At 51.6% G+C, this 22,409-nt stretch carries 20 protein-coding genes and 2 pseudogenes; 2 read left to right on the top strand and 20 right to left on the bottom strand.

Features of this window, described 5'->3' with window-relative positions:
- Positions 1 to 247 precede the first annotated feature (247 nt).
- From IDM49_RS03475 to glmS, 3 genes are all read right to left on the bottom strand, one after another.
- On the bottom strand, positions 248 to 1,777 hold the full coding sequence (locus tag IDM49_RS03475) for an NAD(P)H-hydrate epimerase (RefSeq protein ID WP_190725027.1): 1,530 nt from the start codon (positions 1,775 to 1,777) through the stop codon (positions 248 to 250).
- Complete coding sequence (locus IDM49_RS03470; protein WP_168614925.1) at positions 1,770 to 2,204, bottom strand: holo-ACP synthase; 435 nt, start codon at positions 2,202 to 2,204, stop codon at positions 1,770 to 1,772. Before IDM49_RS03470 ends, IDM49_RS03475 begins: the two co-directional genes overlap by 8 nt.
- Positions 2,205 to 2,394: 190 nt before the next feature.
- On the bottom strand, positions 2,395 to 4,278 hold the full coding sequence (gene glmS / locus IDM49_RS03465; RefSeq protein WP_190725026.1) for a glutamine--fructose-6-phosphate transaminase (isomerizing): 1,884 nt from the start codon (positions 4,276 to 4,278) through the stop codon (positions 2,395 to 2,397).
- A gap of 295 nt (positions 4,279 to 4,573) precedes the next feature.
- Between glmS and coaA the strand changes: the two genes are divergently transcribed.
- Both coaA and mscL read left to right on the top strand, forming a co-directional pair.
- Positions 4,574 to 5,515: a type I pantothenate kinase gene (gene coaA, locus IDM49_RS03460; protein ID WP_168614923.1), complete on the top strand. Its 942-nt coding sequence runs from the start codon at positions 4,574 to 4,576 to the stop codon at positions 5,513 to 5,515.
- A gap of 218 nt (positions 5,516 to 5,733) precedes the next feature.
- A complete protein-coding gene (gene mscL / locus IDM49_RS03455; RefSeq protein ID WP_168614922.1) occupies positions 5,734 to 6,114 on the top strand; it encodes a large conductance mechanosensitive channel protein MscL in 381 nt (126 codons plus the stop codon).
- 319 nt (positions 6,115 to 6,433) lie between these two features.
- Here mscL and IDM49_RS12405 read toward each other — a convergent pair.
- The 17 genes and pseudogenes from IDM49_RS12405 to secY form a co-directional block, all read right to left on the bottom strand.
- Positions 6,434 to 7,577: pseudogene (locus tag IDM49_RS12405) on the bottom strand (mannitol-1-phosphate 5-dehydrogenase).
- A pseudogene (locus IDM49_RS12400) lies at positions 7,572 to 9,428 on the bottom strand (PTS mannitol transporter subunit IICBA); the annotation flags it as partial. The pseudogenes IDM49_RS12405 and IDM49_RS12400, both read right to left, overlap by 6 nt.
- A 341-nt stretch (positions 9,429 to 9,769) precedes the next feature.
- On the bottom strand, positions 9,770 to 11,128 hold the full coding sequence (gene glmM, locus IDM49_RS03440) for a phosphoglucosamine mutase (protein WP_168614920.1): 1,359 nt from the start codon (positions 11,126 to 11,128) through the stop codon (positions 9,770 to 9,772).
- 22 nt (positions 11,129 to 11,150) lie between these two features.
- Positions 11,151 to 12,230, bottom strand: coding sequence for a polyphosphate kinase 2 (ppk2, locus tag IDM49_RS03435; RefSeq protein WP_190725024.1), 1,080 nt, complete (start codon positions 12,228 to 12,230; stop codon positions 11,151 to 11,153).
- Between the two features lie 178 nt (positions 12,231 to 12,408).
- Complete coding sequence (gene rpsI, locus IDM49_RS03430; RefSeq protein ID WP_168614918.1) at positions 12,409 to 12,906, bottom strand: 30S ribosomal protein S9; 498 nt, start codon at positions 12,904 to 12,906, stop codon at positions 12,409 to 12,411.
- 34 nt (positions 12,907 to 12,940) lie between these two features.
- Complete coding sequence (gene rplM, locus IDM49_RS03425; RefSeq protein ID WP_190725023.1) at positions 12,941 to 13,384, bottom strand: 50S ribosomal protein L13; 444 nt, start codon at positions 13,382 to 13,384, stop codon at positions 12,941 to 12,943.
- Positions 13,385 to 13,662: 278 nt separating this feature from the next.
- Positions 13,663 to 14,589, bottom strand: coding sequence for a tRNA pseudouridine(38-40) synthase TruA (gene truA, locus IDM49_RS03420; protein WP_228008171.1), 927 nt, complete (start codon positions 14,587 to 14,589; stop codon positions 13,663 to 13,665).
- A 90-nt stretch (positions 14,590 to 14,679) separates the two neighbouring features.
- A complete protein-coding gene (gene rplQ / locus IDM49_RS03415) occupies positions 14,680 to 15,360 on the bottom strand; it encodes a 50S ribosomal protein L17, sunset domain variant (protein ID WP_190725022.1) in 681 nt (226 codons plus the stop codon).
- A 112-nt stretch (positions 15,361 to 15,472) separates the two neighbouring features.
- On the bottom strand, positions 15,473 to 16,468 hold the full coding sequence (locus tag IDM49_RS03410; RefSeq protein ID WP_168614914.1) for a DNA-directed RNA polymerase subunit alpha: 996 nt from the start codon (positions 16,466 to 16,468) through the stop codon (positions 15,473 to 15,475).
- A 142-nt stretch (positions 16,469 to 16,610) separates the two neighbouring features.
- Positions 16,611 to 17,015 (bottom strand): 30S ribosomal protein S11, encoded by a 405-nt coding sequence (gene rpsK / locus IDM49_RS03405; RefSeq protein WP_168614913.1) that lies wholly within the window; start codon positions 17,013 to 17,015, stop codon positions 16,611 to 16,613.
- 71 nt (positions 17,016 to 17,086) lie between these two features.
- A complete protein-coding gene (gene rpsM, locus IDM49_RS03400; RefSeq protein WP_168614912.1) occupies positions 17,087 to 17,455 on the bottom strand; it encodes a 30S ribosomal protein S13 in 369 nt (122 codons plus the stop codon).
- 186 nt (positions 17,456 to 17,641) lie between these two features.
- Positions 17,642 to 17,755 (bottom strand): 50S ribosomal protein L36, encoded by a 114-nt coding sequence (rpmJ, locus tag IDM49_RS03395; protein ID WP_168614911.1) that lies wholly within the window; start codon positions 17,753 to 17,755, stop codon positions 17,642 to 17,644.
- A gap of 131 nt (positions 17,756 to 17,886) precedes the next feature.
- Entirely contained in the window at positions 17,887 to 18,108 is a 222-nt protein-coding gene (infA, locus tag IDM49_RS03390) for a translation initiation factor IF-1 (RefSeq protein ID WP_005505018.1), read from the bottom strand.
- A 263-nt stretch (positions 18,109 to 18,371) separates the two neighbouring features.
- Positions 18,372 to 19,556 carry a 23S rRNA (adenine(2503)-C(2))-methyltransferase RlmN gene (rlmN, locus tag IDM49_RS03385; protein ID WP_190725021.1) on the bottom strand — a complete coding sequence of 395 codons (1,185 nt, stop codon included), beginning with the start codon at positions 19,554 to 19,556 and terminating at the stop codon, positions 18,372 to 18,374.
- A gap of 24 nt (positions 19,557 to 19,580) precedes the next feature.
- Positions 19,581 to 20,414 (bottom strand): type I methionyl aminopeptidase, encoded by an 834-nt coding sequence (gene map / locus IDM49_RS03380; RefSeq protein ID WP_190725020.1) that lies wholly within the window; start codon positions 20,412 to 20,414, stop codon positions 19,581 to 19,583.
- A gap of 114 nt (positions 20,415 to 20,528) precedes the next feature.
- Complete coding sequence (locus IDM49_RS03375) at positions 20,529 to 21,092, bottom strand: adenylate kinase (RefSeq protein WP_190725019.1); 564 nt, start codon at positions 21,090 to 21,092, stop codon at positions 20,529 to 20,531.
- Positions 21,089 to 22,399 carry a preprotein translocase subunit SecY gene (gene secY, locus IDM49_RS03370; protein WP_168614907.1) on the bottom strand — a complete coding sequence of 437 codons (1,311 nt, stop codon included), beginning with the start codon at positions 22,397 to 22,399 and terminating at the stop codon, positions 21,089 to 21,091. Before secY ends, IDM49_RS03375 begins: the two co-directional genes overlap by 4 nt.
- Positions 22,400 to 22,409 lie beyond the last annotated feature (10 nt).

The raw sequence follows: 22,409 nt of genomic DNA, 5'->3' as shown, positions 1-22,409 counted from the left end.
AGGCAATCGCTTTGTGAGCGAAGCGAACCGGTGAGAAGGATTGCTTCGCCGCTGTAGATGTACACGGAGCCAATAGCTTGACGAATAGAGCTCTACAGAAAATACTCAAGATGCAAAAGCTCGGGATCAGATGAGTTATCTGATCCCGAGCTTATTGTTTATTTGATTTTTATGAGTAATTGCCCGCGGTATATGGCGGCAGCGATCGTTAGCTGGGTAGCGCCCCAACGTGCTTTCTTTACCCCAGCTACCCCAGCAAATACGCTATAGCGGTTGGAATATTGTCCACTATTGCCGATGCCGGTGTCGGGCCTTTGCCGCCGTTGTTTAAAAGTGCACTGTTACTGTGGATGACGCTAGCCAGGGCAGCGACATGAGCGGTGGGTGCGGGCTTTGTCTGCGCCTCGTTCTGTGCGATAAGCCCGCCTAGAATACCGGAAAGGACGTCCCCGCTTCCTGCTGTTGCGAGATAGTGGGCGTCGGAGCGGACGCTGAGTACCTTACCATCGGGGCTGGCGATGTGGGTGACCGCGCCTTTGAGAAGAACGGTTGCTCCGCTGAGAGAGCTGGCAACTTTTGCCCAACGAAGAGGGTCGTTTTCAATCTCGGCGCGGGTGGGAGCTTTTTCATCCCCCACAACTCGGTGCCATGTTGAATAGCTTAAGGCACTCATCCAGACCAGAAATTCTTCAAGTTCGCCAGCATGCGGTGTCAGAATATTATTCGTCTCAAGGACTCCGTTATCGCTGACCCATTGAGCGGTTCTAGCGACCGCTGCCGCGTCAAGAATTGCTGGCTCAGAGGCGGCCAAAGCTACGTCAATATCTCGTTCACGGGCCTCTCCGGTAGCACCAGAGCCTGCTAGCCAGGCTTGCACGTGTTGTTCTTCAGGGCTGGATGTAAAGCAAACGACTTCCGGGGTTCGCAGATTTATCATACTGGCTAGTTGGCCCACTACCCCAAATCGCACCATTCCAACACCGGTATTGACACAGGCCTGGGTACTCAGGAGCGCGGCACCGGGGTACTCCTCACTTCCTGTGAGGATTCCACAGACGCCCCGCGTGTATTTATGATCGTAAGGCCCAGGAACAACCATTGCTTGGCGGAGTTCATGAATTTCCAGCCGGGATACCGCAGGTTCATATTTCGCCAGATCCTCCTCGATACCGAGTTCCACTACCTCCACGCGTCCGCACAAATGTTCTGCTGCACTCAGGTGCGGTACCTTCCGAGCTATGAAGGTGACGGTTACGTCCGCCGGCAGAACGGGCTGATGAACGGCACCGGTATTTCCGTCGACGCCGGAGGGAACATCGCAGGCGATAACAAGAATATCGCGGTCGGTTTCAGTACGCAGCCGGTTAACAACGGTGGCAGCCTCATCTCTCAGGCCTCCGCGAGCGCCGGTCCCTAAAATCGCGTCAATTATCAGACCGTAAGCTGATGGGTCGAGCGAATCAGGGTCTATAAGGTTTCCCCCGGCATCTTTATATGCTTCCAGTCCCTCAGTATGGGCCCGCGACCCCAGCAAGACCGCATCCACTGCAAACCCGTCGGCAAGTAAGTGGGTAGCGGCATAGAGCCCATCGCCGCCGTTGTTTCCGCTACCAACGAGCACTAGGATGCGAGAGTCCGCCCGCTGCTCATGAAGTTGCGCGGCGTGTTTGTAGAGTCCGTAAGCGGCTTTGCGCATCAAAGAGCCGTCGTATGTTTCAGCGGTAACATATGGCTCTTCGAGTCGGCGAATATCTTCGGCGGTGTATGCGTTAATCATTGTTTTCACTCCTGACAGGTGAAAGTCCTCTGCCTTCGGGGTCTAGTTGTGCCAGCAGTAAGAGATCTTGATCGGTGAGGTGCTCGGCGACCACAGATGCGATGGCAACGGGATCATCGTGGGTAATACTCAGGTGCCAGCGATTAATACCTAAGGACGCGGCGGTGGCGGCTACTGTCCCTTCCGTCACGATGTAGGGCGCGCCGTCTTGTGTGTTCTCAATCCAGCAGTGTTGCCAGACCATGCCGGCAGGGGCGCGCAGTGCTTTTGCGATAGCCTCCTTAGCGGCAAAACGGGCGGCCAGTGAACGCAGGTTGAGTTGACGTTCGTGCTCTACAAAAACTCGATTCAGCAAAGCCGGGTTACGCTCAATAATTTTCTCAAAGCGTTCAATGTTCACCACGTCAATGCCTGTACCGATAATCATGATTTGTTTTCTCCCCGCTTGTTCTCCAGCATCTGTGCGTTGAACTCGTTAATTCGCTGGTCTTTTAATACAAAAATGCCGCCCTTCTAGCTTACCTACTCTATGGAAGGTGCCAGGTCGGGCGGCATCTTTAGCTGTTCACTCTAGTCGCTCATCATTTACTGACTATCGTGAAATCACCAACCGAGGATTACTCAACGGTTACTGACTTAGCCAGGTTACGGGGCTGGTCAACGTCGTAGCCCTTAGCAGCTGCCAGCGCGCATGCGAAGACCTGCAAAGGAACGGTTGACAGCAAGGGCTGAAGCAGGCTCGGTGAAGCCGGAATGGTAATCAGGTGATCCGAGTATGCCTTTACAGCTTCGTCGCCTTCTTCAGCGATAACGATGGTTACTGCACCGCGTGCGCGAACTTCCTGGATGTTTGAGACAACCTTGGAGTGCAGTGAATCGCGACCGTTGGGTGAAGGTACAACGATGAAGACGGGCTGGCCCTCTTCAATCAAAGCGATAGGACCGTGCTTGAGCTCGCCTGCTGCGAAGCCTTCAGCGTGGATGTACGCAATTTCCTTGAGCTTCAGTGCGCCTTCGAGTGCTACAGGGAAGCCTACGTGACGGCCGAGGAAGAGTACGGAATCAGCGTCCTTCATGGAGGTGCCGAGGTCCTTTACCTGCTGCTCGTTGTCGATCAGCTTCTGAATCTTCTCGGGCATTTCCTGAAGTTCAGCAAGGATGGTCTTGATTTCGTCCTTGAACATGTTGCCGCGCAACTGTGCGAGGTAGAGACCCAGCAGGTAAGCAGCGGTAATCTGTGACAGGAATGCCTTGGTGGATGCGACAGCGATCTCAGGACCTGCGTGGGTGTACAGAACTGCGTCTGATTCACGGGGCAGGGTTGAGCCGTTGGTGTTACAGATTGAAACAACCTTTGCGCCCTGTTCCTGAGCGTGGCGTACTGCCATCAGGGTATCCATGGTTTCACCGGACTGTGAGAGTGAAACAACCAAAGTCTTCTCGTTCACGATGGGATCGCGGTAACGGAACTCGTGTGCGAGCTCAACTTCGGTGGGAATACGGCACCAGTGCTCGATAGCGTAGCGCGCTACCTGCCCTGCGTAAGCTGCGGTACCACATGCAACAACAATAATCTTGTCGATTGAACGCAAGATAGCGTCGTCAATCTTCATGTCGTCAAGAGTGAGGTTACCGTTTTCATCCAGACGGCCCATGAGGGTGTCGCGAACAGCTGCGGGCTGCTCGTGGATTTCCTTCTCCATGAAGGAGTCGTAGCCGCCCTTTTCAGCTGCGGTTGCGTCCCACTCAATGTGGAAGGGCTTGCCCTCTGCTGAGTTACCGTCGAAGTCGATAATTTCGTAGCCTTCGCCAGTGATAGTAACAATCTGGTCCTGGCCCATTTCAACAGCTTCCTTGGTGTAATCAATGAAGCCTGAAACGTCTGAGCCCAGGAAGTTTTCGTTTTCGCCAAGACCGATAACCAGCGGTGAGTTACGGCGGGTTGCAACGACGCGGTCAGGGTGATCCTCGTGGATTGCAAGGATGGTGAATGCGCCTTCGAGACGGTTTGATGCCAGGCGGATAGCCTCGGTCAGGTCCTTGTTCTCGAGTTTGTTGTAGATGCTTGCAATCAGGTTTGCTGCAACTTCGGTATCGGTTTCTGACAGGAACTGTACGCCTTCGTCCAGAAGTTCTGAGCGCAGTTCTGCAAAGTTCTCGATGATGCCGTTGTGAACTACAGCGAGCTTCCCGCCGTCTACAACGTGGGGGTGAGCATTAGCGTCGGTGGGACCACCGTGGGTTGCCCAACGGGTGTGGCCAATGCCGATTGATGACTCTGACAGGGGTGATGCTTCTACAGCTTCTGCCAAGTTGACGAGCTTACCGGCCTTCTTACGGAATTCAATTCCGTTATCGCCGATAACAGCAACGCCTGCTGAGTCGTAACCGCGGTATTCCTGACGGCGCAAGCCTTCAAGCACTACGTCGTACGCGGTATGGTCAAATTTCTTATTGTCCGGGGTAGTTCCCAGAGCTACGTATCCTACGATTCCACACATGGTTTTAGTTTACCCCACTGACTTTAGGAATAATGCGTGTTGAATGTACACACATTGATGATGCTCTTCATAGGAAAAGCGTCTTTAAAACTCTAAGAACCCCAAGAACAAATACGGCTTATTATCACTAATTTATAAGTATTTTTACGAACGTTGCACGCATTTCTTCAACAATTCGCTTTTGTGCCCTGCATCAGCGCTCATTTTTGCTTTCTCATGCGCTAAGAATCATGTACCGGCGTAATGAGCAAGTCGCAATGTGCGCGCACCTCGGTGTTTATTTAGACTGTATTGAATGAGCCCTCAACTTTCGATTGCTAAGCATTCGCCCTTTATTGAACTCGACAGGAACACCTGGTCACGTCTTGCGGAGACCATTTCTGTACCTCTTTCGGCATCAGAAATTGCAAATCTGCGCGGGTTCGGCGAAATATTGGATGTCGATGAGGTTCAGCAGGTGTATGTTCCGCTTTCACGACTCCTCAACCTGTATGTCAACGCGGCGAGTTCACTAAACCACATGACTAACGATTTCCTGGGAGCTTCCCAGCGTCGTGTCCCTTTTATTATTGGCGTTGCAGGCTCCGTTGCAGTGGGCAAGTCAACGACGGCTCGTATGCTGCAAGCGATGCTCAGCCGGTGGCCGTCAACCCCTAACGTTCAGCTCGTGACCACAGACGGCTTTCTCTACCCTAATGCGGAGTTAGAACGACGCGGCATCATGCACCGCAAGGGGTTTCCTGAGTCATACGATCGACGCGCGCTCCTTCGCTTTGTATCAGAGATTAAATCCGGCGCCCCACTCGTTGAAGCACCAAAATATTCTCACCTGTATTACGACATCATTCCCGATGAAAAAATTCAGGTCACTTCACCCGACGTGCTCATTATTGAGGGGCTCAATGTACTTGCTCCCGATAAATCCGGGGCTCTTTCGATCAGCGATTTCTTTGATTTCTCTATCTATGTGGATGCGCGTACCTCCGATATTGAACGGTGGTACATCAACCGCTTTCTTTCACTTCAGCAATCTGCTTTTCAGAATCCAGAATCGTATTTTAAAAAGTACGCAAATCTCTCACACGATGAAACCGTAGCTCGTGCAACGTCAATCTGGAAGAGTATCAACGAGCCCAATTTGCTCGAAAATGTGCGTCCTACTCGTAGCCGAGCTCACTTGATCTTGTCTAAAGCCTCCGACCACTCGGCACATCGCGTTTTATTGCGAAAGAACTAAGAGTTTATAGACAAAACTGACAAGTTACCCTGTTATCACTTAGCGCCACTCTTGTGGGGCCTTACGCCTGGCTAACAGGTGATTTTGTCCCTCAAACAGCCCAAAAAGTGACGGACGACTATAATATTGCGGAGTTGTGATTAAACATACTTTTGGATGTAAACTTTTATCGCTGTAAACACTTTCCACCTGCATATATATCAGTCTATTGTTATCTCATGCTTAGTGGATTCAAAGAATTTATCACCCGCGGTAACGTTATCGATCTCGCAGTAGGTCTCATTGTAGGTACCGCTTTCACCGGTGTTGTTAACGCCCTCGTTAACTCCATCCTCATGCCCGCCATTGCGCGAGTATTTGGCTCACCCAACTTCGATAACTGGCTGGCATTTGGCGACATCAAAATTGGTGTTTTCATCACCGCAGTTATCAACTTCTTACTTATCGCAGCTGCTCTGTACTTCTGCATCGTTATGCCCATCAACAAGATGAACGAGCGTCGTAACGCAAAGCTCGCTGTTGAAGAAGAAGTTGAAGAAGAAGCAGCTGACGTTGCACTGCTCAAGGAAATCCGTGACGCTTTGGTTGCCGGTAAATAATTAAGTCGTATAACTTAGGGGCTGATCTTTTGATCAGCCCCTTTTTTTCTTATCCTAATTCTTCTCTTAAAGCTCAGATAGCGTTCACTAGCTGATGGCTCGCCAGTATATCCAACGACCGCTAAGCTAGCTGAGTCTTGCACGGATTCACTGGAAAATAAAGCAGAGAATGAGAAAGGATCGTCGGTCGTCGCTGCCATTGAAGAGGGCTCTTAGCACCTATAAATATATTTCACAGTAAGGTATCACCCAACGAAAAAGCCGGATGCTCCGCCCCTCACGGGGACAAAGCATCCGGCTTTATTCTGTGCTTTATTGCTTATGCAAGCTTAGCGAACACCTTCTCAAGGCCGCCGAAGAGCGGGTGACCTGATTCAATACCGTTGAGTTCGGTTGCCAGCGCCGCAGGAGTTGTCTCCCCTGCCTTGAGCGATGCCAACTTAGCTTGAAGCTGCTGTGATTCTTCATCCTCAGCAACATCAAAGGCCAGCAGCACCTCGACCGTTGCTAGAAGTGCATCGGTGGGGCGGCCCATCTCAGCAAGCTCCGCTGCCGGACCGATAAAACGCTCGTGGCGTGAAATCTTACGCAGAGGACCGCGACCTACACGTTCTACGGTGTCAGGCAGGTGCGGGTTCTCAAAGCGAGAGATAATCTTCTCGATGTATGCCTGCTGAACCTCGGGCTCAAAACCGAACTTACGGACGATAAGGTCCTTGGTTTCTGCCAGCGTAGCTTCAACCTTGGCGCGGATATCATCGCTTTCAAGAACCTCAGAAATCTTTGAGATTCCAGCCGCGCGACCAAAGTAAGCGGTGATTGCGTGACCGGTGTTCACGGTAAAGAGCTTACGGGTGATGTACGGGGGCGAGGTCATCGACCCACGTTGCACCGGGGATATCCGGGTGGCTGTCACCGAACGGGCCAGTTTCAATGGCCCATTCGTAGTAGTTCTGCACGGTAACATCCAGGCCTTCACCGGGATCCTGTGCAGGGACGATGCGGTCAACTGCGGTGTTCGCAAAGACAGCAACGTTATCCGCTGCCGGGTAATGCTCACGAACAGCGGCAGCAAGAATATCAGTTGCGTTAATAGCGTTTTCACACGCCATGACAGCAACCTTGCCTGAAGCTCCAGCAGCAGCACGCTTTTCGAGGCCTTCAGCAATATTCTTAGCAACAAACTTAAGAATGGTGGGACCAACTGCAGTGGTCACAACATCTGAGGTTGCGATTTCTTCAGCCAAGGCCTCGGGATTCTCAGCGGAGTTAATACCGCGGAAGTTTTTAATCTCAATGTCTTTGGGGTCGTGTCCAACTTCGTGGACGGTGTATGACTCCAGGGAATTGAGCTTGTCGATAACAGGTGCTGCTACATCGGAGAAAACGAGTTCGTAGCCTGCTTCTTCAAGCTGAGTTACCGACGCCTTTGATGAGAAAATCTTTGCAATCTTCTGAAGCAGTTCGAGGTGTTCACCATCGGCACCAGCAATACCGATGACGAACTTTACGGGCTTACCGTTCCAGTCTACGGGCTCGTTGTAGCGAGTAAAGGACATCGCGGAGTCGTAGATTGCGCTCTTGGCTTCGTTAGTGCCGTGAGGAATTGCGAGTCCATTACCCATGAAGGTTGATACGGATGCTTCACGCTCGTGCATTGCTGCAACATATGACTGGTCCACTGAACCGGTGTTGACCAGTAGGTGGCCAGCCTGGTCGATAGCTTCTGCACGGGATGATGCTACGCCATCCATGACGATGGACTTCTTAGTCAGCACGTAGTTTGAGTTATCTACCGCGCGAACTGCGCTGCCCTTGATAGATGCAATGTGAGAGTTGGTCGCTGCAGCAGTACCTGCGGATGCGGGTGCTGCAGTCTCAGCCGCAGGAGCGGTCTGCTGAGTTGCAGGGGCATCGGAGTACTGTTCCTGAAGCTTTTCAACAATTTCGTCGTAACGCGGTGATCCCATGAAGTTATCAACGGCAACGTGGATAGCTGAAGGAGTCGGCGCTGCTGCGCGGTCACCGAGATCCTGGTGAGAAACGAGCAGATCGTACTCGTCTTTCAGGTTGTTAATCGCTGAGTTGGTAACAGTCACCTTGTCGCCAAGGCCCGCGTCCTTAATCTTGTTACGCAGAACAGATGCGCCCATTGCAGATGAACCCATGCCAGCGTCGCAAGCAAATACAATCTTTTCAATCTTCTTGTTGCTGTTGTTATCTGAAGTTGCAAAAGCGCCAGCAACAGATGACTTCTTACCCTTCATGTCCTGCATCTTCTCTGCAGCAGCGGCGAGATCGCCCTGTTCCTGCTTAGAGAACTTGAGGATCAGTGCAGAGATAATGAATGACACAGCGGTTGCGGCAAGTACGCCAAGTGCCATACCCAAGTAGCTATCGCGTGAGGTCATAGCGGCAACAGCGAAGATTGAACCGGGAGCTGCGGGGCCAACCAAGCCAACCTTGAAGATGCTCTCAACAGCGATACCGCTCATACCACCTGCGATGGCAGCGATAATGAGCTGAGGCTTCATCAAGACGTAGGGGAAGTAAATCTCGTGAATACCACCCAAGAAGTGGATGACTGCCGCACCGGGCGCAGTTGCCTTAGCTGAACCGCGGCCAAAGAACATGTACGCAAGAAGAATACTGAAACCGGGGCCGGGGTTAGCTTCAAGCAGGTAGAGCAGTGACTTGCCCTGTTCGAGTGACTGCTGTACCGCTAGCGGGGTTAGCAAGCCCTGGTTAATGGCGTTATTCAGGAACAGAACCTTTGCGGGCTCAATCAGCAATGAGGTGAGCAGCAAGAGGTTGTGAGAAATCAACCAGTCAACGATTGCACGGGCGACTGACTGAACAAAATGCATAATGGGGCTGAGGAAGAACATCGACAGCATCGCGGCGATTGCAGCGAAAATACCGGCTGAGAAGTTGTTAACGAGCATCTCAAAGCCGGGCTTGATTTTACCGTCCCACAGGCCGTCAAGTTTCTTCATGCACCATGCGGCCAGAGGGCCCATGATCATTGCGCCGAGGAACATCGGTGACTTAGCACCTTCAGGACCAACGAAGAGTTCTGATGAGGTACCGAGGATAACGCCCGTAGTTGCAGTTGCGCCAACAACGCCACCGCGGTGTTCATAAATCAGCTTACCGCCGGTGTAAGCAATCAGAATCGGCAAGAGGTAAAACACCATGGATGCAACCTTGGCGCTGAAGTCAGTTGCTGAGGGGAACAGTGCGGGAATAATGCCCTTTGGAATAAACAGAGCAGTAATAAGACCCCATGCAATGAATGCAACGATATTGGGCATAATCATTGAGGAGAGGAAAGTACCAAAGCGCTACACGCGAACGCGTACGCTGGCCTTTTCAGTAGTTGTCGTAGACATAGTTCTTTCAAAGAACATTGAGTATTTTTGCAGTGAAATGGGCAAGGCATTAGACAACCTGTCTAGACAGCTTAGCCCTTAGGGTCAAAACTACACTCCATTACCAGATTGAACGCGGTTTTCTGGGTTACCCGACACAGAAACTTTTGCCTGATTTTTATACCAAGTAGTCTTGTTTTCTCGCAGCTAGCTTTCCATACGAAAAACGGGGGTTCACCTTTCATTATCGAAAGGTGAACCCCCGTCATCAAAGACAATCGTGTCTAAAGCGCAAGTTCCTTAGCTACAACATCGGCAAGACGCTGAGCGTACGAGTCTGCTTCTTCCTGAGTAGCAGCCTCAACCATCACGCGTACCAAAGGCTCAGTGCCGGACGCTCGCAAAAGAACACGTCCGGTCTCCCCCAGCTCTGTTTCCACAGCTGAAATTTCAGACTGTAGCGCATCGCTGTTATCAATACCGTAACGATCAACGTTCTTGACGTTGATTAGCTTCTGAGGAGTTGCCTGCATACGGTTAGCAAGCTCAGAAAGCGGTAAACCGGTGCGCACAATTTCAGCCGCAAGGTGCAGACCGGTCAGCACACCGTCACCGGTGGTTGCGTGGTCACTCATAATGACGTGGCCAGACTGTTCACCACCTAAGTTGTACCCGGTGTCGCGCATAGCTTCGAGGACGTAGCGGTCACCCACAGCGGTACGCTCCAACTTAATGCCCTGTTCCTTGAGATACAGCTCAAGCCCCAGCGAAGACATAACGGTTGCAACCAGAGTGTTGTCCTTGAGCTTGCCCGCTTCTTTCATAGCAACTGCCAAGATCGACATAATCTGATCGCCGTCGACCAGGTTTCCCTGTTCGTCAACAGCCATGCAACGGTCAGCATCACCATCATGAGCAATACCGAAATCAGCCTGAATAAACTTCACAGCTTCCTGCAAAATTTCAGGGTGGGTTGAACCAAAGCCGTCATTGATGTTGGTGCCATTAGGCTCAGCACCAATAACGTGCACTTTTGCGCCCAAGGCACGGAAAGCGTCTGGCGAGACGCCAGATGAAGCACCGTTTGCACAGTCCAAAACAACCGTGAGACCAGACAGACCTCGGTGGTCAGGCATCGTTGAAATCAAGTGGGTCACGTAGCGATCTTCGCCATCGGCAAGAACCTTGATTCGTCCCACATCGCCGTGGGTCGGAAAATCAAATTTCTCTGAACGATACAGAGCCTCAATCTCGTCTTCAATAGCGTCATCAAGCTTCTTGCCACCGCGTGCCAAGAACTTAATGCCGTTATCTTCAGCGGGGTTATGCGATGCTGAAATCATTACGCCAAAGTCCGCTTCGGTTGAAGCAACGAGGTAAGCGCATGCAGGAGTCGGCACAAGACCGGCGTCGAATACATCAACACCTGAGCTTGCAAAACCCGCCATCATCGCTGCACCAATGAACTCACCGCTAATGCGAGAGTCATGGGCAATTACCGCGCGGGGACGTTGCCCCTCCGCCTTTGCTCTATGACCAAGAACTACTGAAGCCGCCTGAGCCAGCTTCAAAGCAAGCTCAGCGGTAATCTTTTCGTTAGCTAGACCGCGTACACCGTCGGTACCAAATAATCTTTGTGACATCACGCTTCATTCTACGCCGTGTTTACTTTGTGTCATCTTTTAGAACTGGAAAACCCGAAGGATTCTCAAGTTCGTCCTCCTCAAATATCGCGGACGCTGGTCCTACAATCAAAGGATCGGTGGCACCAACCACTGAATAGTCCTTGTTGGGGTATTCGAATTGAGCGAGTACATGACGCATTGCTTCTAGACGCGCGCGTTTTTTGTCATTGGATTTAATAACAGTCCAAGGCGCGTCTCCTGTATCAGTATAGAAGAACATTGCCTCTTTAGCCGCCGTATAGTCGTCCCACTTATCAAGTGAGGCCAAATCTGTGGGCGAAAGCTTCCACTGGCGTACAGGATCGGTACGACGCGAGTTGAACCTAGCCAGCTGCTCCGCTCGCGTTACAGAGAACCAGAATTTAATGAGTTTAGTTCCCGAGTTCACCAGCATACGTTCAAGCTCTGGAACCTCTCGCATGAACTCATAGTACTGTTGCGAGGTGCAGTAGCCCATCACCCTCTCGACACCGGCACGGTTGTACCACGAGCGGTCCATCATCACGATTTCACCGCCTGAAGGCAGGTGCGCGATATAACGCTGAAAATACCACTGGGTCTGCTCAACCTCGGTAGGCTTTTCAAGTGCGACGACGCGTGATCCTCGGGGATTCAGGTGCTCGGTAAAACGCTTAATGGCCCCACCTTTACCTGCAGCGTCGCGTCCTTCAAAAATAATGAGTGCCTTCTGACCGGTCTCTTTAAACCAGAGCTGCAATTTCAGCAATTCAATCTGTAAGGCACGCTTTGTCTTTTCGTACTCTTTACGGCTCATCTTTTTATCGTAGGGGTAGCCCTTTTTCCAGGCATCGGAGCTATCGTTGTCCCCGTTGAGGCGGTGAGTTAATGACGCAATTTCATCAAGTTCAGTGGCGTAATCACTCACCACTGAAGGACGCCTCGCCTCGCGTTTCAGGGCAGCTTTGACGGCGTCTTTGCGCTCGTTGCTCTCCGAAGTAGCAGGTGTAGTCTTATCCGCCTGGGTTCCAGAGTTCGTAGTTTCCGATGTACGCGAAGCGCCCTTGGCTGAAGGGCGACGTGAGGGCTGCTGTGATGGCATTATAGGACTCCTTTGTCTCACATAGATGCTTTAATTGTATGTTCCCTCACGTATTCCCCGAAGTATTGCGTTAAAGTCATACAGCTATTTTGTCTTGGTTTTTTTAAAACCCAAAGGGCTCCTTCCCTTGAGGGAAGAAGCCCTTTGTACAAGATACGACACGAAGTCGAAACGTTGATTAACGCTTTGAGAACTGTGAAGCCTTGCGTGCCTTCTTAAGACCAGCCTTCTTACGTTCGATAACGCGTGCGTCACGGGTAAGGAAGCCTGCCTTCTTCAGTGCAGGACGGTTGTTCTCGGTATCGATTTCGTTCAGCGCGCGTGAAACACCGAGGCGAAGTGCACCAGCCTGACCTGAGGGGCCACCGCCGGAGATACGAGCGATAACGTCGTATGCGCCTTCGAGTTCAAGAAGCTTGAACGGGTCGTTTACTTCCTGCTGGTGCAGCTTGTTGGGGAAGTAGTTATCCAGGGTGCGACCGTTAACGGTCCACTGACCTGAGCCAGGCACAACGCGTACGCGTGCAATAGCTTCCTTACGGCGACCAACCGCCTGACCTGAAACGGTCAGTGCAGGACGGTTTGCCTTAGCTGCCTCTGCTACAGGAGCTGAGGATTCTGAGGTGTAGCTGGTGAGCTCTTCCTCGTTTACAATCTGCTCTTCGTTCTGAGCCACGATTTCTCCTTAAAGTTGTCTTCGTAGGCCCGAATTACTGGGCGACCTGGTTGAATTCGTAGGTCTTGGGCTGCTGTGCAGCGTGCGGGTGCTCTGCACCTGCGTAGACCTTGAGGTTCTTAAGCTGCTGAGCTGCAAGCTTGTTCTTGGGAAGCATACCCTTAACAGCCTTCTCAACTGCGCGAACGGGGTTGGTTTCCAACAGTTCTGCGTAGTTAACTGACTTTAGACCACCGGGGTAGCCTGAGTGACGGTATGCACTCTTCTGCTCGAGCTTAGCGCCGGTCAGTGCAACCTTTTCAGCGTTGATGATGATAACTGAGTCACCGGTGTCAACGTGGGGTGCAAAAGTGGGCTTGTGCTTACCGCGAAGAAGAATAGCGGTCTGGCTTGCAAGACGACCCAGAACAACGTCAGTAGCGTCAATAACGTGCCACTGGCGCTCTACTTCGCCGGGTTTCGGAGTGTAAGTGCGCAAAATTTCGCCTTTGTCTCGTTTGTTCATGTCGGCGCTAGTTGGGTATCGCGCCTATTACCACGTGCGATAGCAGGATCTGGGTGAGGACCAGAAGCTAACTGCTCGTTCACATCCCCTGGGCACCTATCTGCGTGTCGTCCTGCAACTGGACCGTCAGATGGTACGCGTGAATCAGGGTGGAACACGCACAACGTATGAAACTATACAGTAGATACAGCCCTTAATCCATATTTAATAAGGGATTAAGGACACTTAAACCGCAGTAAATGCCATCGTTGTTATTTAGGACGCTTTTCTACCGGTAATTTCCGAGTATTACGGGTACGTTCAGCTTGGGTTTTATAGTGAGCCGCTTCGGGATAAGAAATCTCCGCCAGGCTGAGCCCATTAGCCGGTGCTAACTTTACGGTGGCGTCCCGTTGAGGATTTTCAATGCGGTCTAGCAGCCACTCATACGAACGCTCCCCTGCTCCCAGCATCACCAAAGAGCCCACCAGTGATCGCACCATATTATGGCAAAATGCATCCGCAACAATGCGAGCGGCAATGACTGCATCGTCACGACGCTCAAATTCAAGCTCTCGTAGCTCCCTGATAGTCGTCGCACCAACACGTGGTTTACAAAAGGATAAAAAGTCATGGAGCCCAAGAAGCTCTCGAGCCGCGTTGTTCATATAATCAATGTCCAATGAACTTTCAACTTGCCAGCAGCTCAGACGCTGAACAGGAAGAGCTTGGTGCAGGGAGTTATCGGCAATAAGGTACTCGTATCTACGCGATAACGCCGAAAACCGAGCATCAAAATCAGCTGAAACCGCTGAGACATGATGAATTGAGATAGCCCCCTGCATGAAACCTCGCATAGTGCTAGGCAACCCCAGCTGAGCTTCAGCATCGGCAAGCACCCGCGTCATCGCCCCACGCAAACGAGTTTCCAGCGCAATTTTTGGTGCCCTCTTGCTTCTACCAGGAATTCTAGCCCAATTTTCACGAGGAATATCAACATGAACAGTCTGCGCCGATGCGTGAACACCGGCATCCGTTCGTCCCGCAACCGTTACCTGTAGGTCAACCCTGGTTATGAGCGCAAGCGCCTGTTCCAAGCATCCTTGAACAGTCACCAAACCGGGTTGTTTTGCCCAGCCTGCAAAAGCTCCGCCGTCGTAGGCAAGATCAATCCGAACCCGCTGAAAATTAGATTCCACGTACACACCGTTCACCGTTTAAAAGAAAAATCCGTTGCTCACTGTACCAGTGAGCAACGGATTTTTATGAAGTATAAAACCTAAATCAGATTACTCTGAGATGGTCTGAGCGGCTGCGCCACCTGCGGGTGCGTAGCCTGCTGCCTCAGCTGATTCCTTGGTATCGAACCAGATCTCAGCCTGAGTGTTTGCGTACCAGCGTGAGCCGGGTACGTGATACTTCATTGAGTCTGATTTGCCCTTGATCTCGAAACCCTCGGGCGCTTCGCCGGACTCGATGGGTGCGTGTGCACCAGCAGGAAGTTCGGTTGAAGTTGCTTCAGCAGCGGGTGCTGCTGCCGCGGGAGCTTCTTCAGCAGGAGCAGCGGTTTCAGCAACCTTGGTTGCCTCAGCTACTGCGCCCTTTGATGCTACGGGCTCCATAACCAGTTCGATAACTGCCATGGGAGCGTTGTCGCCCTTGCGGTTACCGATCTTGGTGATGCGGGTGTACCCACCGGGACGCTCTGCCATTGCGGGAGCGATAACGGTGAAGAGTTCGTGAACAACTGACTTGTCGGTCAGTGAACGCAGAACGCGACGACGTGCTGCCAAGTCACCCTTCTTAGCGAAGGTGATGAGGCGCTCTGCAACGGGGCGCAGACGCTTTGCCTTGGTAACAGTGGTGGTAATGCGCTTGTGCTCGAACAGCTGCTGTGACAGGTTGTTGAGCATCAGACGCTCGTGAGTCGGGCTACCGCCGAGGCGGGGACCCTTAGTGGGAGTAGGCATATCTTATTTCTCCATGGTTTTTGTTTCCTGTGTGATTCCACCTGTGGAAGCGACAAGAAACCAAGTTTATGACGTTGAGGCACCTAGCAATGAGGTGCGGACCGTTTTAGTCTTAGAACTCGTTACCGTAACCGTCTTCATCGTATGCACGTGAAGCTAGGTCAAAACCGGGAGGTGAGTCTTTGAGAGCCAAGCCGAGCTCAGTGAGCTTAGCCTTGACTTCGTCAATTGACTTTGCACCGAAGTTACGGATGTCCATGAGATCTGCCTCTGAGCGAGTTACAAGTTCACCCACAGTGTGGATGCCTTCACGCTTGAGGCAGTTGTACGAACGTACGGACATTTCAAGATCTTCGATCGGAAGAGCCAGGTCAGCTGCCATTGATTCGTCAGCGGGTGACGGACCAACTTCGATACCTTCTGCAGCGGTGTTGAGTTCGCGTGCAAGACCGAAGAGCTCTACCAGGGTGCTACCTGCTGATGCAACTGCGTCGCGAGGAGCAATAGCTTCCTTGGTTTCAACGTCCAAAGTAAGACGATCAAAGTCAGTGCGCTGCTCAACGCGGGTTGCGCTCACGCGGAAGGTTACCTTGAGAACAGGTGAGTAGATGGAGTCAACCGGAATACGGCCGATTTCTGAGTCACCGGTCTTGTTCTGAGCTGCCGAAACGTAGCCACGGCCACGTTCGATGGTCAGTTCAGCGTCAAAGTTAGCCTTAGCGTTGAGGGTTGCGATGTGAAGTTCCGGGTTATGGATTTCAACACCTGCAGGTACCTCAATGTCTGCTGCGGTGAGTTCACCGGGGCCCTGCTTGCGCAGGTAAGCAGTTACAGGCTCGTCGTTTTCTGAAGATACTGAGAGCTTCTTGATGTTCAGGATAATCTCGGTAACGTCTTCAGAAACGCCCTCAACCGTGCTGAATTCGTGCAGCACACCGTCAATGCGAACGCTGGTTACAGCAGCACCGGGGATTGAAGAAAGCAGGGTACGACGAAGCGAATTGCCCAAGGTGTAGCCGAAGCCGGGTTCCAAGGGCTCAATGGTGAAGCGTGAGCGGTTATCCGCTACTACTTCTTCACTCAAAGTAGGACGCTGTGCAATTAGCACTGTGTTTCCTTTCAGTGAGCATCCGCTATATGAGCTCACAAGTTTGGGAAAACAAGGGATAAGGAAGCAGACGTAACGATCCGTCTGTAATCACGAGAATACGTGATTGCCCGAAACTAACGTGCTTCGGGACGAACCGGCATTAGACGCGGCGGCGCTTCGGAGGACGGCAACCGTTGTGAGCAACGGGGGTTACGTCCTGGATTGAGCCAACTTCGAGGCCGGTAGCCTGAAGTGAGCGAATTGCGGTTTCGCGACCTGAACCCGGGCCCTTCACGAATACGTCTACCTTGCGAACGCCGTGTTCCTGAGCGCGCTTTGCAGCGGTCTCAGCAGCCATCTGCGCTGCGTAAGGAGTTGACTTACGTGAACCCTTGAAGCCAATTTCACCTGCTGATGACCAAGAGATAACTGCACCTGAGGGGTCAGTGATTGAAACGATGGTGTTGTTGAAGGTTGACTTGATGTGAGCCTGACCTGCAACAATATTCTTATTAACCTTGCGGCGGGGCTTACGAGCAGCCGCTGCGCGAGTCTTGGGAGGCATTATTGATTCTCCTACAAAGTTGGTTGATTAGCGTTGGTTGAGCAAGAAATGTTCAACTGATTCAACGCTTATTACTTCTTCTTACCTGCAACGGTACGCTTCGGGCCCTTACGGGTACGTGCGTTGGTCTTGGTGCGCTGACCGTGTACCGGCAGACCACGACGGTGACGCAGACCCTGGTAGCTACCGATTTCTACCTTGCGGCGGATATCTGCAGCAACCTCGCGGCGAAGGTCACCTTCAACCTTGTAGTTACCTTCGATGAAGTCACGAAGTGCTACGAGCTGCTGATCGTCAAGATCCTTGACGCGGATGTCGGGTGAGACACCGGTTGCAGCAAGAGCTTCCTTTGCACGGGTCTTGCCCACGCCGTAGATGTAAGTAAGAGCTACTTCCACGCGCTTTTCGCGAGGAATATCCACTCCAGCGAGACGTGCCATATGGGGCGTTCTCCTTGTTATTACCAGAGGTCTTCGGCATCACTGCCCGAAAGTTCTTTTCGGTCCCCGGCCTCTGAATCCGGAGGTATTCTCGTTTGAACGAGAAGCGGTGCCTTATTTCATGTGACTGCTTCGATTCTTATCATCGAAGCAGTTTTTCACTCTAAAGAGCGTGAGGGATAAAAATTAGCCCTGACGCTGCTTGTGGCGCGGGTTCTCGCAGATCACCATGACCACGCTATTACGGCGGATCACTTTGCACTTATCGCAGATCGGCTTAACGCTCGGCTTGACCTTCATCGCATTCCTTTGCGTTGATTGCAATTATTTGCATTGACATTTGCGGGATAAGAGGTTCAGCGTGAACTGAACTATTACCCCCTTTTACACGGCGTAAACGCCGCACCTATGCGCGACGTTTGCGTTCGTGGTTATTTGTAGCGGTAAACGATACGACCACGGGAGAGGTCGTAAGGGCTCAGCTCCACTACTACTCGGTCCTCAGGTAGGATTCGAATGTAGTGCTGACGCATCTTACCTGAGATGTGTGCAAGAACCTTGTGACCGTTGTCCAGCTCAACGCGGAACATTGCGTTGGGCAGAGCTTCTACCACAGAGCCTTCAATCTCAATGACGCCGTCTTTCTTGGCCATATCCTCCGCTAACGTTCGGTGCCCTACTGCATCTGCAGGGGCAGTTGATTGTTATATCTGTTTCTCCTGTGCCTTCTTACAGAAAGCGACAAGAGATGCCTGTTTTATGAACGGCACAGACAACCAACTCATAAGTTTACGGTACTCAGTCAAATAAGTTAATGCTTTGATTCACTTAATTTGTGTGAGTTGTATATCAAACAAACCCGCTATGCATTTTTATCAGTTGGTTATCGGTTCGCTACTCTGGGCTCTCGTAGGGGTTAGTCGTCTTGCGCTGCCAGCTGACCGCAAGCACCATCAATATCGCTACCACGAGTATCGCGGACAGTTACTGGAATCCCGTGTGAACGCAGACGCTCAACGAAGTTCTGCTCAACGCCCTTGCGTGATGCCGTCCATTTAGAACCGGGGGTCGGATTCAGCGGAATCGGGTTGACATGTACCCAGCCGCGTCCACGCTGCGCAAGTTTCTTACCCAGCAGATCAGCGCGCCATCCTTGATCGTTGATATCGCGAATAAGCGCGTATTCGATAGACACACGGCGACCGGTCGTGCGGTAATAGCTGTATGCCGCGTCCAAGGTTTCATCAACTTTCCAGTGAGTGTTGATGGGAATCAGTTCATCACGAAGCTCATCATCCGGTGCGTGAAGAGATAGCGCCAAAGTAACAGGCAACTCTTCCATCTCAAATTTACGGATACCCGGAACCAAACCAACAGTCGACATGGTGATACCGCGAGCAGAAATACCGAGACCTTCGGGCGAAGAATCAATGAGTCGGTGAACCGCACCCATAGTACGCTTATAGTTAGCAAGAGCCTCGCCCATACCCATAAAAACAATGTTTGAGACGCGCAGGGGACGGGTATCTTCACTACCGCCTTCTGCTTCTTCTAAGCCCTTCATCTGCTTGAGGTAACGCGCACCTGCAACAACCTGCTCAACAATTTCAGCGGTTGAAAGATTTCGGGTAAGCCCCTGCTGTCCCGTCGCACAGAAAGGGCAGTTCATTCCGCAACCGGCCTGAGAAGAAATACACATCGTAACGCGGTTGTCATAACGCATAATCACAGACTCAACGAGAGCCCCATCAAAAAGACGGTGAACAACCTTGAGGGTGTCTCCCCCATCAGCTTCTAGAGTACGCACTGTGGTCAGCAGCTGAGGCATAGCCTTAGCAACCATCTCCTCACGCTCAGCAGCCGGCAAATCTGTCATTTGCTCAGGATCAGTCACCAAGCGCTCAAAATAGTGCTTAGACAGCTGCGACGCACGAAAAGGCTTGTACCCCAGCTCCTGAAGGAACTCACGACGACCAGCCATATCGAAATCAGCAATATGCTTTGGAGGCTGTTCACGGCGAGGAGCCTTCAGCGCGATCTTGCCCGCTTCAGGACGAATCGGTGAGATCTCAACCGGAGTCTTAGTGGTTGTTTCAGTCATAAAAATCCTTAGTAAAAATCTGTCTTAGGCAGGAATCGGTTTCACGGTAACGCCAAGCTTGGAAAGCTCCGATGCACCGCCGTCCTCAGCAGTAAGAACCCAAATACCTTCAGAATGGAAAGCTACCGAATGTTCCCACTGACACGCGTCCCCGCCGTCGTTGGTGACAACAGTCCACTCGTCCTCTAAAGTCGTCGTCTCAATTGAACCGGTTACCAGCATCGGTTCAATCGCTAGAGCCATACCTTTTTTGAGGCGCGGACCGAGATCACGAGTAGCATAGTTCAACACATCCGGCGCCATGTGCATCTGCGAACCGATGCCGTGGCCTACAAAATCTTCAATAATGCCGTACTTATCGCCGGTTTCTGAACGCACAAAGTCCTCAATCGCTACACCAATTTCACCGACCTTGCGGGCTGATGCTGCAGCAGCAATACCGTGCCACAATGCGGCCCTCGTAATTTCTGAAAGCTCACGACGCTCATCAGAAATATTTCCGACCAATACAGTGCGAGCAGAATCGCCGTTCCACTTCTTTCCGCTAGGTTCAGTGATAATTGCGCCGCCATCGATGGAAATCATATCGCCATCCTCAAGAACCCTAGAACCGGGAATACCGTGCACCACTTCATCGTTTACAGACGCGCAAATAGTTGCGGGGTAATCGTAATACCCCAAGAAGTTTGAGGTTGCATTATTCTCAGCCAAGACCTCACGGAACGCCAAGTCAAGATCACCGGTAGTAACACCGGGGCGGGTAGCTGCAACTGCCGCGTCCAAGGCTCGCGAGGTAACGACGCCTGCTTTGGCCATCATGGCAAGTTGGGCATCACTTTTATATTCAATACGTCGCATCTATTTTCTTTCTATCTTCCAAGGACGCGGGGTAAGGTTCATTGCGCGTAACTAACTAATACTGCTTAAAAAAGTGTGCCCCCGCAATGACCGGGGGCACAACGTTCTCAAGATTTACTTGAGAGCATCCAAGATGCGTTCTGTAACCTCATCGATATCACCAAGACCGTTAATTTCCTTGACGATACCGCGCTCGGTGTAAAGAGCAACCAAAGGAGCGGTTTCTTCCTCATACACCTTCAGTCGGTGACGAATAACTTCTTCATTATCATCTGAACGACCCTGCTCAGCCGCGCGGTTCAGCAGACGCTGAACGAGCTCATCGTTATCAGCTACGAGCAAGAGCACACGACCAATCTCAACACCCATATCTTCAAGGATGCTGTCGAGCTCCTGAACCTGAGCTACGTTACGGGGGTAACCGTCGAGCAAGAAGCCGTTTGCAGCGTCTTCTTCAGCCAAACGAGCACGTACCATATTGTTGGTCACTGAGTCAGGAACCAGGTTGCCTGAATCGATGTAGCGCTTAGCTTCTTTACCGAGTTCGGTTTCTTCCTTAATGTTCTTACGGAAGATATCGCCGGTAGAGATGGCGGGGATATTCAGCTTTTCAGCGATGCGAACAGCCTGGGTGCCTTTGCCTGCACCGGGAGGACCAATAATGAGCAAACGATTCATCGTAGCAATCCTTCGTAATGACGTTGTTGGAGTTGAGCGTCGATCTGCTTCACAGTATCAAGACCGACACCGACAATAATGAGCAAAGATGTACCGCCGAACGGGAAGTTCTGGTTTGCATTGAACAGAACCAACGCAACCAGCGGAATCAATGCAACGATGCCCAAGTACAATGCACCGGGCAAAGTAATACGGTTTAACACATAGCTGAGGTAACGCTCAGTGGGGCGCCCTGCACGGTAGCCCGGAATGAAACCGCCATACTTCTTCATGTTGCCAGCGACTTCTTCTGGATTGAAGGTAATGGATACATAGAAGTATGCAAAACCGATAATCAGCAAAAAGTACAAGAGCATATACAGCGGGTGGTCGCCGCGCACCAGGTAGGTGCTAATCCAAGTCACCCAAGGAGCGGGTTCAGAGCCATCCTGCGGGGTGTTGAACTGCGCAAGCATACCCGGGAGCATCAGCAATGACGATGCAAAAATGACGGGGATAACTCCAGCCATGTTGACCTTGAGCGGGATGTAAGTGGTCGTACCACCGATAGTGCGGCGTCCAACCATGCGCTTAGCGTACTGAACAGGGATGCGACGCTGAGACTGCTCAACGAAGACCACAGCAATAATGGTCAGCAGACCAATCGCAACGATGCCCGCAAAAATTCCCCAGCCCAGGGTGCGCTGAATGTCGCCCAGTGCGGTCGGGAAGCTTGATGCGATTGAAGTGAAAATAAGCAGTGACATACCGTTGCCAACGCCCTTTTCAGTAATCTGCTCACCGAGCCACATAATGACGCCAGTACCTGCAACCAGCGTAATGATAATCAACAAAATGTGAATCAAGCTATCGTCAGGAATAACAGGCAAAGTACAGCCAGGAAGCAAAGAACCAGAGCGTGCCAATGACACGATGGTGGTCGCGTTCAAAAATGCCAGACCGATAGTCAGGTAACGGGTGTACTGAGTCAGCTTAGTCTGACCCTGCGCGCCCTCTTCATGAAGTTCTTGGAATCGTGGAATAACCACGCGTAGAAGCTGAACAATAATGCTCGCCGTAATATACGGCATCACACCCAGAGCAAAAATCGACAGCTGCAACAAAGCGCCACCGCTGAAGAGATTCACCATGTCAAAGACTCCACCAGAAGCACTAGCAGTAGCCATACACTGCTGCACGTTTCCAAAAGAGACACCTGGCGCAGGAATAAACACGCCAATACGGTAAATCACGATAATGCCCAGGGTAAACAACAGCTTGTTTCGCAGATCGGGGGTTTTAAAAGCCCGACCTAAAGCGCTCAGCACATGTCCTCCT

This window comes from Rothia terrae (assembly GCF_014705925.2).
GTDB classification, from domain to species: Bacteria; Actinomycetota; Actinomycetes; order Actinomycetales; family Micrococcaceae; genus Rothia; species Rothia terrae.
Note: the sequence above shows the minus strand (reverse complement) of the source record. Positions and strands in the feature narration are given on the sequence as shown.